The organism is Olleya sp. HaHaR_3_96, from assembly GCF_019278545.1.
Classification (GTDB): Bacteria; Bacteroidota; Bacteroidia; order Flavobacteriales; family Flavobacteriaceae; genus Olleya.
This window is the reverse complement of sequence record NZ_CP058987.1, coordinates 1790350-1803827: the sequence shown is the minus strand read 5'-3', so window position 1 is coordinate 1803827 and position 13478 is coordinate 1790350. Positions and strand designations below refer to the sequence as shown.

15 protein-coding genes are annotated in these 13478 nt (G+C 30.5%); 5 read left to right on the top strand and 10 right to left on the bottom strand.

Annotated elements, in window-relative coordinates; translation table 11 throughout:
- Nucleotides 1-100: 100 nt before the first annotated feature.
- The 4 genes from mazG to ruvX form a co-directional block, all read right to left on the bottom strand.
- Entirely contained in the window at nucleotides 101-874 is a 774-nt protein-coding gene (mazG, locus tag H0I26_RS07750) for a nucleoside triphosphate pyrophosphohydrolase (protein WP_218701709.1), read from the bottom strand.
- A gap of 108 nt (nucleotides 875-982) precedes the next feature.
- The gene (locus H0I26_RS07745) at nucleotides 983-1405 is read right to left on the bottom strand and encodes a DUF5606 domain-containing protein (RefSeq protein ID WP_218701708.1); all 423 of its coding nucleotides are present in this window, start codon (nucleotides 1403-1405) and stop codon (nucleotides 983-985) included.
- A 105-nt stretch (nucleotides 1406-1510) separates the two neighbouring features.
- The gene (gene def, locus H0I26_RS07740) at nucleotides 1511-2104 is read right to left on the bottom strand and encodes a peptide deformylase (RefSeq protein WP_218701707.1); all 594 of its coding nucleotides are present in this window, start codon (nucleotides 2102-2104) and stop codon (nucleotides 1511-1513) included.
- 8 nt (nucleotides 2105-2112) lie between these two features.
- A complete protein-coding gene (ruvX, locus tag H0I26_RS07735) occupies nucleotides 2113-2523 on the bottom strand; it encodes a Holliday junction resolvase RuvX (RefSeq protein WP_218701706.1) in 411 nt (136 codons plus the stop codon).
- 102 nt (nucleotides 2524-2625) lie between these two features.
- Here ruvX and H0I26_RS07730 point away from each other — a divergent pair, with 102 nt between their 5' ends.
- From H0I26_RS07730 to H0I26_RS07715, 4 genes are all read left to right on the top strand, one after another.
- Nucleotides 2626-3441, top strand: a complete 816-nt coding sequence (locus H0I26_RS07730; protein ID WP_218701705.1) for a 2,3,4,5-tetrahydropyridine-2,6-dicarboxylate N-succinyltransferase — start codon at nucleotides 2626-2628, stop codon at nucleotides 3439-3441.
- 62 nt (nucleotides 3442-3503) lie between these two features.
- Nucleotides 3504-4556, top strand: coding sequence for a glycosyltransferase family 9 protein (locus H0I26_RS07725; RefSeq protein ID WP_218701704.1), 1053 nt, complete (start codon nucleotides 3504-3506; stop codon nucleotides 4554-4556).
- Between the two features lie 2 nt (nucleotides 4557-4558).
- Entirely contained in the window at nucleotides 4559-5632 is a 1074-nt protein-coding gene (locus tag H0I26_RS07720) for a CDP-glycerol glycerophosphotransferase family protein (protein WP_218701703.1), read from the top strand.
- Between the two features lie 25 nt (nucleotides 5633-5657).
- On the top strand, nucleotides 5658-6407 hold the full coding sequence (locus tag H0I26_RS07715) for a glycosyltransferase family 2 protein (protein WP_218701702.1): 750 nt from the start codon (nucleotides 5658-5660) through the stop codon (nucleotides 6405-6407).
- On the opposite strand, the gene H0I26_RS07710 is transcribed toward H0I26_RS07715, so the two are convergent.
- The 3 genes from H0I26_RS07710 to H0I26_RS07700 are packed head-to-tail and all read right to left on the bottom strand — an operon-like array spanning nucleotide 6404 to nucleotide 8856.
- Nucleotides 6404-7168, bottom strand: coding sequence for a lipopolysaccharide kinase InaA family protein (locus H0I26_RS07710; RefSeq protein WP_218701701.1), 765 nt, complete (start codon nucleotides 7166-7168; stop codon nucleotides 6404-6406). The genes H0I26_RS07715 and H0I26_RS07710 overlap by 4 nt on opposite strands.
- Complete coding sequence (locus H0I26_RS07705) at nucleotides 7155-7952, bottom strand: glycosyltransferase family 2 protein (protein WP_218701700.1); 798 nt, start codon at nucleotides 7950-7952, stop codon at nucleotides 7155-7157. The genes H0I26_RS07710 and H0I26_RS07705 overlap by 14 nt, the downstream gene beginning before the upstream one ends.
- On the bottom strand, nucleotides 7945-8856 hold the full coding sequence (locus H0I26_RS07700; RefSeq protein WP_218701699.1) for a hypothetical protein: 912 nt from the start codon (nucleotides 8854-8856) through the stop codon (nucleotides 7945-7947). The genes H0I26_RS07705 and H0I26_RS07700 overlap by 8 nt, the downstream gene beginning before the upstream one ends.
- Nucleotides 8857-8948: 92 nt before the next feature.
- Here H0I26_RS07700 and H0I26_RS07695 point away from each other — a divergent pair, with 92 nt between their 5' ends.
- Nucleotides 8949-9839, top strand: coding sequence for a glycosyltransferase family 2 protein (locus H0I26_RS07695; protein ID WP_218701698.1), 891 nt, complete (start codon nucleotides 8949-8951; stop codon nucleotides 9837-9839).
- Here H0I26_RS07695 and H0I26_RS07690 read toward each other — a convergent pair.
- From H0I26_RS07690 to H0I26_RS07680, 3 genes are read right to left on the bottom strand one after another with little or no spacing between them, the layout of a single operon-like run.
- On the bottom strand, nucleotides 9829-11052 hold the full coding sequence (locus H0I26_RS07690; RefSeq protein WP_218701697.1) for a glycosyltransferase: 1224 nt from the start codon (nucleotides 11050-11052) through the stop codon (nucleotides 9829-9831). The two genes, H0I26_RS07695 and H0I26_RS07690, sit on opposite strands and share 11 nt — an antisense overlap.
- Nucleotides 11049-12197 (bottom strand): glycosyltransferase, encoded by a 1149-nt coding sequence (locus tag H0I26_RS07685; RefSeq protein ID WP_218701696.1) that lies wholly within the window; start codon nucleotides 12195-12197, stop codon nucleotides 11049-11051. The genes H0I26_RS07690 and H0I26_RS07685 overlap by 4 nt, the downstream gene beginning before the upstream one ends.
- A complete protein-coding gene (locus H0I26_RS07680; protein WP_218701695.1) occupies nucleotides 12198-13442 on the bottom strand; it encodes a glycosyltransferase in 1245 nt (414 codons plus the stop codon).
- Nucleotides 13443-13478 lie beyond the last annotated feature (36 nt).

Below are 13478 nucleotides of genomic sequence, written 5' to 3'. Positions count from 1 at the left end.
CCAAAAAACACTGAGTATTTGAAAATCACAGATTTTCTAATTACTGTTTTTTGGCCTCCTCCCAAAAAAACTTGGTATTTGAAAATCACAGATTTTCTAATTACTGTTTTTTGGCCTCCTCCCAAAAAACATCCATTTCACCCAAAGTCATGTCTTTTAAATCTTTGTTCAGCCCTTTTGCTTTTTTCTCTAAATACTGAAAGCGCTTTTTAAACTTTTTATTCGTGCGTTCTAAGGCGTTTTCTGGGTTTATATTCAAAAACCTAGCGTAATTCACCATAGAGAACAATACATCTCCAAATTCGTCTTCCATGGCGTCAGCATCACCCTTCTCTACTTCAACTTTAAACTCGTTAAGCTCCTCCTCTACTTTTTCCCATACTTGCTCTGGTCGTTCCCAATCAAAACCAACTCCTGCTACTTTTTCCTGTATCCTGCTTGCTTTTACTAAGGCTGGCAAACTATTAGGAACACCTTCTAAAACACTTGTTCTTCCTTCTTTTAATTTTAGATTTTCCCAATTACGCTTGACTTCTGCTTCATCTTTTACAGTAACATCTCCATAAATATGTGGGTGCCTATGGATTAGTTTTTCACAGATACTATTACAAACATCTGCAATATCAAATGCTTTTTTCTCACTTCCTATTTTTGCATAAAAAACCATATGCAACATTAGATCTCCAATTTCCTTTTTAACTTCTTCTAAATCGTCTTCTAAAATAGCATCACCCAGCTCGTACGTTTCTTCAATAGTTAAATGACGTAACGTTTCCATAGTTTGCTTTTTATCCCAAGGACATTGCTCACGCAGCTCGTCCATAATAGTCAATAAACGGTCAAATGCTTTTAATTGGTCTGCTCTAGAATTCATATAAAAAAGGTTTTTGTAAAAGTACGTTGATTTGTTTCATCTTAAAAAATGATAAACAAAAAAAATCCAGCAAAAGCTGGATTTTTAATATCTATAAATTAAATCAATTTATTCTTCTTCGTCAGACGTTTCAGTCTTAGCAGTCTCAAAGTCTAACATGTCATTTTTTTGTAACATATTATACCATTGCACCACTTTTTTAATATCACTTGGATACACTCTATCTTCATCATAATCTGGTAATACTTCAAAAAAGTACTCTTCCAGTTTATCTTTAGAATCTTTATGACTAATACTAGTTTGTGCTCCCTTTTCTTTGTCTTTAATTTTACTTAAGACGTCTTTCAATGGCACTTCTTCTGTTAAAGTATAAATTGCAATCTCACTTAAAATACTAACGTTTTGTTGTATTCCAACAGACATACGTCTATTATCAATTAAAGATTCAGCAATAAAGCCACCTCTTGTTTGAGTTACTAATTTATATAATCCAGGTTTACCTGCAATTGCTAATACTTTATCTAAAGCCATATAATTTCTTGTTTTTAATTATCCTTTTATCTTTCACTTTGACGCTGCATAGTGTTCAAAAATTGGATGGCAAATATCTTATGTTAGTTTGGGTTTTCCAAACGTTTAACGTTTCTTTTTCATTAATGGAAATTTCATGCGGTAATCTACATTGATTTTCCCTTTAGAGATATTAGTTAATTTTCCTTTTATCAAACGCTTTTTTAACGCAGATAAATGGTCTGTAAATAAAATACCTTCGATATGATCATACTCATGTTGAAACACTCTAGCAGCCAAACCATCTAATGCCATAGCTTGCTTATTAAAGTCTTCATCAAAATATTCAATTTTAATATTTGGTTGTCTAAAGACATCCTCTCTAACATCAGGAATACTTAAACAGCCTTCATTAAACGCCCATTCATCTCCAGATTCTTCTAAAATAACTGGATTGATAAAAGTGTGTTTAAAATTTTTCAAAAACTCACTTTCTTCTTTACCTAAAACGTCTTCGTCATCTGCAAACGGAGTCGCATCCACAATAAACATACGGATTGACAATCCAATCTGCGGTGCAGCTAAACCAACACCAAACGAACCATACATGGTTTCGTACATGTTTGCTATTAACTCTTTTAACTTCGGGTAATCCTTAGTAATGTCAGTCGCTTTTTTCTTTAAAACGGGATCGCCATAGGCGACAATTGGTAATATCATACTATTAATTATTGATTATAAAGGTAGCTCTGTAAGATTATGGTTGCACTAACCTCGTCTAAAAGCGCTTTATTTTGTCTATGTTTTTTCTTTAATCCACTATCTATTAACGTTTGCGTCGCCATTTTAGAAGTAAAACGTTCATCCACACGTTTTATCGGAATCTTAGGAAATGCATTTTCTAATTTCACCAAAAACGGAATAATTAACGCTTCACTTTCACTTGGCGTATTATCCATTTGTTTTGGTTCCCCGACTAAAAACAATTCGACTTGCTCTTTACTTAGATAGTCCTTTAAAAATGTAATAAGTTCCTTAGTATTTACAGTAGTCAATCCAGAGGCAATAATTTGCATCTCATCAGTGACTGCTAATCCTGTTCTAACTTTTCCGAAATCAATTGCTAAAATGCGAGCCATATTAAATTTTGTGCAAATTTATAGTTTTATACTCTTAACACCTTAAATATTGTGCCATATTTTAATTTTTACGAATTATATTTGTCTTAAATTAAAATTGACATGACAGAATTACAAAAAACAATAGAGACTGCTTGGGATAACCGAGAGTTATTAACAAACGCAAAAACGATAGACGCTATTAGAGAAGTGGTTAACCTTTTAGATTTAGGAAAACTTCGAGTAGCAGAACCGACAACTGATGGTTGGCAGGTTAATGAATGGGTTAAAAAAGCGGTTGTTTTATACTTCCCTATTCAAAAAATGGAAACTTTAGAAGCTGGTATTTTTGAATATCATGATAAAATTCCACTAAAGAGAGGGTATAAAGAAAAAGGAATTAGAGTGGTACCAAATGCTGTTGCACGTCATGGTGCTTACATCGCTGCTGGAACAATTTTAATGCCTAGTTACGTAAATATTGGTGCGTATGTAGACGAAGGAACCATGGTTGATACTTGGGCCACCGTTGGTAGTTGCGCACAAATTGGTAAAAACGTCCACTTATCTGGTGGTGTTGGTATTGGTGGTGTTTTAGAACCTTTACAAGCCTCTCCTGTTATTATAGAAGATGGTGCTTTTATTGGATCACGTTGTATCGTTGTAGAAGGTGTACATGTAGAAAAAGAAGCTGTTTTAGGTGCTAATGTGGTATTAACCATGAGTACTAAAATTATAGATGTTACCGGCGATACTCCTGTTGAGATGAAAGGTCGTGTCCCTGCAAGATCAGTAGTGATACCTGGTAGTTATACTAAAACCTTTGCTGCGGGAGAATTTCAAGTCCCTTGTGCTCTAATTATTGGAAAACGTAAAGAAAGTACAAATAAGAAGACGTCTTTAAATGATGCACTTCGCGAATATGATGTTGCTGTTTAATTAGTTTAGACTTACAGTAATTATCAAAACAAATTAAAGTACTGATATAAAATAAATAGCGATTGAAAATTTTAGTTGTACAACAGAAAATGATTGGAGACGTACTGACAAGTAGTATTCTGTTTGAGGCTCTGCGCGAAAAATATCCAGAGGCACAACTAGATTATGTTATTAATGCTCACACATATGCAGTTGTAAAGCACAACCCGTATATTGATAACTTTGTTTTTATTACTCCAGAAATTGAAAAGAGTAAACTAAAATTTTATCGCTTTTTAAAAACTATAAAAAAAGAAAAATACGATATTGTTATTGATGTTTACGGTAAAATTGGAACTGCACTTATTAGTGCTTTTACTGCAGCCAAAACTAAAATAGCGTATCATAAAAAATATACTGCATTTGTTTTTTCGCATACTGTACAGCGTTTAAAAAAACCGCATCACAATGCTAGTTTAGCAATTGAAAACAGATTAAAACTTCTAGAACCTTTAGATATTACTTTTAAAAACAGAGTCCCTCAAATTTATTTGAAACCTCAAGAAATAAGTAATGCTAAAAAATATTTAGAGAGTTCAAACATACAAGACAATAAACCTCTATTTATGATTAGTGTTGTAGGTAGTAGTGCTATTAAAACCTATCCTGCTAAATATATGGCTGAATTGTTAGATAGTCTTGTAGCTAACACTAAAGACGCTCAGATACTTTTTAATTATATACCAAAGCAGAAAACAGAAGCAAAAGCAATTTTTGATTACTGTTTAGCGGTGACACAAAAGCATATCTTTTTTAATGTCTTCGGAAAAAGTTTAAGAGAATTTTTAGCCATTACAAAACAATGTGACGCCTTAATAGGTAATGAAGGTGGTGCAAACAACATGGCAAAAGCACTAAATATTCCTACTTTTACTATTTTTTCGCCGTATTTAAATAAAGCTAATTGGTATAGCAAAAACGAACCTGGTCATAATATTGCCATTCATTTGTCGGACTATATCCCTTACGGAGAAGAAGATATTAATAACGCCAAAAAGGATCCTGAAAAATATTATCTAAAGCTTAAACCAGAATTTATAGAACCCGAACTTAAAAAGTTTTTAAGCAACTTATAATCATGAATTATAATTTTTTAATCTACATATCGTACAGTTATGCACTACCAATTGGCAATCCATTGGAAGAAGAAATTTTAAAACGAGGCTATACCGTAAAATGGTTTGCAGATATTGAAGACGGTAAAAAAGCGATACAACAAAAAGATAATGCTTTAAATACGATACAGGATGTTATAGATTATAATCCGAATGTTGTTTTAACAGCCACTGATGATGTTCCTGATTTTATTTCAGGCTTGAAAGTGCAAGTGTTTCATGGGTTTTTAACTTATAAGAGACCAAAAAAAAGCTATGGAGAAGCTCACTTTAGACTTCGCGGTCTTTTTGATTTATACTGCACACAAGGTCCATCATCAACTAAAGGGTTTATTGCACAGCAAATAAAACATCCTTATTTTGAAGTTATAGAAACAGGCTGGAGTAAAGTAGACCCTTTATTTCCTATAGAGAAGAAAAAAAGCTCTAATACTATTATGATTGCCTCTACTTTTACAGAGCGTCTAAGCTTAGCTTACAATGACGACGTATTTCAAGAAATAAAGCGATTATCTAATAATGGGAATTACAATTTTATAATGGTATTACACCCAAAATTACCTAACATTATTAAACAAAAGTGGCAAACAATAAACAACAGAAATTTCACATACTGTAATACAACAGACTTAGTACCACTATACAAGCAAGCAGATATCATGTTTGCTGATACAACCTCTGCTATTCAGGAATTTTTACTACAAAAAAAACCTGTAGTTACATTTAACCATACGTTTAAACACAATTATTTAATTGATATCAATCAATCAAATAATATCGAAAAAGGATTTATTGAAGCTTTAAGTTTTCCAGAAAAATTACTTAAAAACATCGAAATATTTATAAAAGACCTGCATCCTTATTTTGACGGAAAATCAAGCCAACGTATTATTGATGCCAGTATAATGCAATTACATAAAGATAAAAGCGAGTTGAAAAACAAACCTTTAAATCTAATACGCAAATACAAAATACGTAAACGACTAAACCTTTTTACTCTAAAAAGTTACAATAAACCTTTTACAATATCTAAGTAATCATTAGCACATTTAACTAAACACAATGAAAACAATAGCCGGGCTAATTATAACATTTAATGAAGAGAAACATATTGAGAAATTGATTAATAACATCTCATTTGTAGACCAAATTATTGTAGTAGATTCTTTTAGTACCGATGCTACCTTAGATAAAACAGCAAAATTTAGCAATGTAACAGTAATACAACATAAATTTAAAAATTTTGCAGAACAGCGTAATTTTGCTTTAAAGCAGGTAACTCAAGATTGGGTACTATTTATTGATGCAGACGAAAGGATAACCAAACCATTACAAAAAGAAATACTTACAACTATCAATAGCGACACTTCTATTTCTGGTTACATGGTAAAACGTTTGTTCTACTTTAAAAATAAACGCATTAGGTTTAGTGGTTTTCAAACAGATACGACCTACCGCTTATTCCAGACCAATAAAGTATCTTATATCCAAGATAAAATAGTACATGAAATGCCGAAAATTGAAGGAGAAACTGGTCTTTTAAAAAACAATATGCTACATTATAGCTTTGCTAGCGCAGCCCATTACAAGTCAAAAATGGAGCATTATGCTAAACTTAAAGCGTTAGAACTAAGCGAAAAAGGAAAGACAACCAATATCTTTAATTTACACTTTAGACCACTATACAAGTTTATTGTCAATTATATTTTTAGACTAGGTTTCTTAGACGGAAAAGAAGGCTTTACGCTATGTTACTTAAGCGCCTATGGTGTTTACTTTAGATACAAAACATTAAAAACATTAAATCATTAACGTGTCCAAAATTTAAGTTTCTTTTTTAAACGTTTCTTACGATAAAACTTTTCTTGAAAAGCTTCAGTCTCTTTCCACATTAAATTAAAAACCTGGTCATAATCAGCACCAGAACATTTTGCGTACTCATCGCTCATAATTTCAACCATGCTTTTATGAATGGTTAATCTTGAAAAGTTTTTAATACGTACATCAAGACTTAAATCCTTGAACTGCATTCTATTTAAATCTACTAGATAAAACTGATAGTTATCACCTATTTTTTTGATTAACGTATTTCCAGGAGAATGGTCCAAAAACAAAATATTGTTTTCGTGAAGAGTAAACGTAAACCTAGTAAAGGCTCTTAAAATAGTCTCATAATCTGGTATACTAAAATCGTTGGTTAAATCTCGGTAGGTATAATCACAATCTAATTGCTGACTAACATAGTAACTTTTTTTAAATAAAAAAGCACTCATTTCTTCATAAAAAGCAACCGGTTGCGGCGTTCCAATATTCAATTCTTTAAGTTTAGTAGCATAAATAAATGACCGCTGTGCTTTACTTTTTCTAAAAAAACGATAAGCCACTTGGTTAATAAGATTAGGAATTCTGAAAGATTTTACGTTTACAGTATAACCATCCAAATCAAACGTTTTTAGAGTATTCCGTTCTTGATCTCCAAAAGGCGTTCCTTTAGTTTCAAAATTAACAAAAATGTCAGCTAAAGCTGATTCGTTTTTTTTAAAGTCTCGATGTACTTGTCTATTTGTTTTCACTTATATCTTTGTTAATTCCATTGTCACACCATGTTACATTATTTTTTATAGTCTGTAACTCAATACTATTATTTTTCTCTAAATTACTTTTAGGTTTTTCAAAGTGATAAATATGAAAAACAATAGCTTTATATCTTATTCGTCTTGAAATAACTCCATTATTCAATAACCGCAATGCGAAATCAGAATCCTCACGCCCCCAACCTTCAAATTCTTCGTTATAACCATTAATAGCTAAAGCATCTGTTTTAAAATAAGATGTATTACAACCTCTATATTTTTTAGAAAATTCTCGACTAGCCATATATAAATGACTAAGAATAGGCACATGCATTGCTCGCGTCCGTTTCTTAATACCCTTAGACAAAAATGAAAAATTAATTTCTTTACTCTTAAACAATGAATCTAAATATGATTTTTTTATCGTTACACGACTACCGAATAAAAACTGATTTGGTTTTACTAAAGACAGATGGTCCTTTACAAAATGTTTATGCAAAATACAATCTCCGTCGACCTGCAAAATATAATCTCCAGTGGACGCTAATAAAGCTTTGTTTAAAATTTTAGCTTTCCTAAATCCTGTGTCTTCTTGCCATATATGAATAACAGGGGTTTCTACTTCAGACTTAAAAGCATCTATAACCACCTTAGTATCTTTAGTAGATCCATCATCTGCAATAATAATCTGATCCGGAAGTTTTGACTGATTTAAAACGCTTTTTAAAACTAAACCTAACGCTTCTGGCCAATTGTAAGTTGATATAATTAAAGTATTAGTCATTTTTAAAATAGCCTTCAAAATTAATATCTTTTTTAGTTTTAAAAAGCCTTAAGTGCTTAAAATATTGTCCAATATTTTTTTTGAACAAATAAAATTTAGAGGGAGACATCTTAGAATTTACTTTAATAATTTCTTTTATTTTTTTTAAATCTTTTGTATCAAAATATCCTAAAGATTTCCAAAGCTCTGGATTTAAATAAAATATATTTTTTATAGTTTTATAGTTATTCTTATCTGCTTTTTTCCACTTATCAAAAAACTGATTATTAATTTGATGACTATGTCCCCAATTTTTAAATTTAAATAGCAATTCCTCTTCTGTTCTAGATAAGCACTCATGCAAAAGCACGTTATTAGTATAAATAATGCGTTCTTTAGTTTTCCTTGCTGTCTTGTAATTGGGATAGTTAGTTGCTAAAAACACTTTAGTAGGCTGCTCAACATACAACAAACCATCTTCCAAATATTTATAGATATTAATCAAAAATCCTGCAATCTGTACTGGATTTTCCTCTGGGTTAACTAAATACTTATCATGCTGTCTTAATGTTTTTACAAATTGATCAAAATCAATAAAAATTTCATCAGAATCCACTTGCACTAACCAATTACCAATCCCCATTTTTAAAGCTAATAAATGACGCTCTCTAGTATCATTCTGGATTGCATTTAATTTAGGTACATAAAAATCATCCTTATAAATTTCAATTTTACCAGCTATATCAAACTGCTCTAACCACGAGAAAAAATCAGGATCTATTTCAAAAAACTCACCGTTCCAAGTACGATATTTATAATCTAATGCTAGGTAAATTTTATCTGCTTGGTCATAAATTGGAGGAATGGAAAGTTTTAATTTTTCGTAGTCATAAGACATCAAAAAGCCAACAACAATGTTTTTCATTTTAATTAATTAGTCAAACAAATCTAATAAATAATAAAAACTTAAGTGAGTCAATCTATTGGTTTTATTTATTTTTACCCAAAAACAACGACATGGACGTTTCTATTATTATTGTAAACTACAACTCTTCTGGTTATACCATAAATTGTATAGACTCCATATATAAATATACTAAAGACTTAGTTTTTGAAATTATTGTTATCGATAACCACTCTCAAACGGAAGATTTAAACTCATTAGAAAACCATTTAAATACTGCCAAATTCACTCTAATTAAAAGTTCAGAAAACCTAGGCTTTGGCGGCGGAAATCACTTAGGCGTTCAGCAAGCTAAAGGAAACTTCCTCGCATTTATTAATAATGATGCAGAGTTAACTGAAAACTCATTATTACAACTGTTACAGTATAGCCAATCACAATTAAAAGTAGGTTGTATTGGTTTAAAACAAATAAATGGAGAAGGCCAGACTTTTAAGTATAGTTATAGGCAATTTATAGGTTTAAAACACCATTTGTTCAATTCAAAAAAACCAATCAACTATTATAGTAAATTATACAACTCAGACTTATCAGAACCATTTAATGTTGATTTAGTCTCTGGTGCTTTTATGTTTTTTAAAAGAGAAGCTTATGAGAAGTCAGGTGGTTTTGACCCGAAAATCTTTTTATTTTATGAAGAAATGGATATTTGTTTACGTCTAAAAAAACAAGGCTATTCTACACAATTTTACCCTAAATCTTCTTTTATACATTATATGGGGAAAAGTTGTGGCAATGTTGCTTTAAAAACAGAATTTACAGTATCCTATCTTTACGTAATAAAGAAAAATTATAGCACATTATACTATCAGTTTTTAAGATTTGTTTTAATTTTAAAATATGGTATCAAAAGTATTTTTAAACCTAAAAAACACTTAACTTCTTTTAAGATTGTTTTAAAAGGCGGTAACCCTCTACGTTTTTCTATGAAGCCTAATTGTTAATTATTTGTAATATCTGTGTTTCTGTTGTTGCTAACGAAAATGGTTTTAAAATATTTTCACAACTGTCACTTGCAGCCTCCCAAAGCTGTTTATTTGTGTATAAAGCAATAATTTTTTGCGCTATTTCCTCTGCTGAATTTGCAACCATAATTACTTTTTGATTTTTAAAATCAAAACCTTCAGCTCCAACATCTGTCGTTACTAGCGGTAAACTATGCTCTAAACTTTGCCCTATTTTACCTTTAATACCTGCTCCAAAACGTAATGGAGCAACAAACAACTTTGCCGAACTTAACGCGACATTTATATCATCCACAAAACCTAAAAGATTAAACCTATGAGATGCCAATGATTTAATATCCTCCGTAATATAACTACCAACTATATTAACCTCTACTTCCGGCAACGACTGCCAAACAAGGGGCATAATATCTTCCTTTAAATACTTGACGGCATCATTGTTTGGATCATGTCTAAAACTACCAACAAATAAGATGTTTTTTCTATCTTCAAATTTAAAAAAGCCCGTCCCCTTATCAAGGTGTTGATGGATATTACTAATCAAAAAAACTTTGTCATCCTCGTTAAAATGTTGTTTCAATAATTCCTTATCTGATTTAGAAATAGCAATAACAGAATCTGCCTGTTTGCAATTTTCTAATTCAATTTTAAGAAATTTTTCAGCTTGGATTTTCAATGCCTCATCCTTACCTAATTCGTATTCTCTCAATAATCTGATATAATGAAAATCCACCATATCAAATACCAATTTAATACTAGGATTAGCCCTTTTAATTAATGATTGAAACTTATTAAAAACCATAGGCCTATGCAACCATGCGACATTCATTTTTGGAGAGATACGCTGTATAAAAACCTCTTTAGTAACTAACTTACCTTTATTATCAATACTAGGTTGATAAACGTTCACACCCAAATCTATAAATATTTGAAGGTAATCGCTTTTATATTTGTACTGTTTTAAATCTGCTACTAAAAATACAGACACCTTATTTTTAAGAAGTAATTTAATAATTTCTGTTAGTCGTCTTGAACCAGAATCTTTATTAAATTCTGGAATAATCTCGTCGACAATTAATACGTTTTTAGAGGAAAACGTAAAATCAGTTTCGTTAAACAGGATCTTATTTTTCTTCAGTTTTTTGGTTAACAAATAGATTTTAAATTGATTTTTTAACGATTTTAAACTCATTTTAGACTTGCATTTAATTTAGTGTATACCGATTGTTTTGAGAAGGACTGTTTAAAAAAATCTGCTGCTAGTTGACTTTGCTTGTCATACATTTTTTTGTCAGTTAATAATTGGTCTATAAATCTAGCAAATTCAGTTTCAGAGTTTGTTACCATACAACCATTATTAGTCTTATTTAAAAGCCCATCTAAACCTCTCTCGTTACAAACTACGGGTAAAGCATAAGATAATGCTTCCACCACCTTAATTTTTAATCCAGTACCTGTTATCATTGGACATATGGATACTTTTGACGCTTGGTATAAATCTGATAAATCCTCAACGTAAGTATGTTTTGTAACATTAGTAAAATCCGGAATAACTTGACTAATTTTCCCAACGACTGTAATAGTTATATCCTTATTTAACAAAGGGTATACGTTGTTAAAAAACCAATCTGCTGCTTTAACATTATGGTTATTATCACTTGCTACGTAAATTAAATCTATGCTCTTCTCTTGAGTGTTATCCGAAGATTTATCTTCTAGAACATGAGGTGCTAATTTAACTTTATCTCCTAAAAATTGTGAATACAAATAATGTTCTTCTGATGAAATTGCCCAAACATTATCAAAATCATTTAACAACTGAATTTCATTATTAAAATACACTCCTAAATTAAACTGCTTATGATTTTGAAACTGTGACGTCAAAAAATCATGTGTATCAACTATTGTTTTTGAATTAGTTGTATTTAAATATTTTAAAAAACCATGATAGTATGCGTAGGATATAATGATAATATCATAGGTTTTATCTTTTGTAATTGAAGCTAATTCTTCACCTTGACCAAATCTAATTCTGTTAAAGGCCGAAACTTTATTTTTAAATAGATTGCTGATTTTTTGTTTTAAACTAAATATTGAATACTTAATTCCACTTCGTTTACTTCTTTTTAAAAGCCAACCATTTGTAATTAAATGTTTATTTTTTAAAGTCGCTAAATGCGCATTTGTAAAATTTTCTTTGTGCGGTTGCTCTAAAGACACTAAATCTACTTGATAGTTTTGTGCTTTAAAATATTCCAACAAGCAAAAAGCTCTAGCATTGTTACCTTGATGTTTTAGTAACGGGTTTTCTGGATAGAAGAAAAGTATTTTTTTCATTTATTTAAATATTTTCTTGAATTGATATTTCATTTTAATGAAAACATTTTTCTCTAATTTTCTTATCTTTTTGAGCTGTGTCTTAATTTCTTTATCCTTTTGTTCTAAATTATTTAATAGTTTTAAAGTCTTACCTTCTTTATCTAAAAAGTTATCAGTTATAGTTTGTAATCTATTTTTAATCTTGTTACCAATAGTCTTTTTGGATAAATAGGTGTGTATATCTGCTTTACTTTTTTCTGACAAGTTGTTAAATAACGTGTTATCTTCTACTAAATTTTTCATTAAAAATGACGCATGATCAACATCAGGATCTGCAAACAAATAGCCTTTTTTAGTTAAACCATAATCCACACTTACAGGTATTAATTTATATTTCACTAAAAGACTATTATTGACATTCATGTACTCCAAATTACCAGAATAACCAGTGGATATGGTTGGTTTACCATAAGCCATAGCCTCTGCCATAGTCAGCCCAAATCCTTCTGATCTTTGTAGTGACACGTATGCATCAGAAACATTTATTAAACTGTGTAATTCTTCTTTTTTAAAAGAAGCGTTAATCAATTTAATATTTTCGATTCCTGCTATTGCGTTATTAAGTAATGCTGCTTGCTCAGGAAACATATCTAAATGATGTGTTTTTATGACCAAACATACTTTTGGATTATTAAAGAAAGCTTGTTTAAAAGCTTTAATTGTAGCTAACGGATTTTTACGTTCTAAAGAACTAATAGAGTCGAATATAGTTAAAAAAACAAAAACATCTTTGTTTAACGAAAAATGGTCTCGTTTTAAATGACCTGCAATCGATTGAATAGAGTGCGGAATTTTTACAACTGGAATTGGAGATGTTATGGATAAGGCCTCTACACAAAAATCACTTGGCACCCAAACCTCATCAAAAAATGACAAGTATTTCATAACCTCAACTGGAGGCTCAATAAACTCCCAAGCCCAAAAAACGATGTTATAGTGATTTTCTAAAAACTGCTTATTCGTATTCTGTATAAAATCTTCAATAAAATTTAAGTTAATATGTATTAAGTTTACCTTATAATTTACACCTGTATTTTTATGATTGAAATCATAATCTACAATCTGGTTACTATAATTAAAACAGGTAATATTAGTCCCTACACCTACTTTATTTAAAGCATCAATATTGGTTCTAGCTGCTTCGCTTAAACCTGATAACTCATTAAGATAACCATATACATTTACTCCAAAATCGCTACTCATATTTATCTTTTTACTAAAACAAAAATAGATATATTT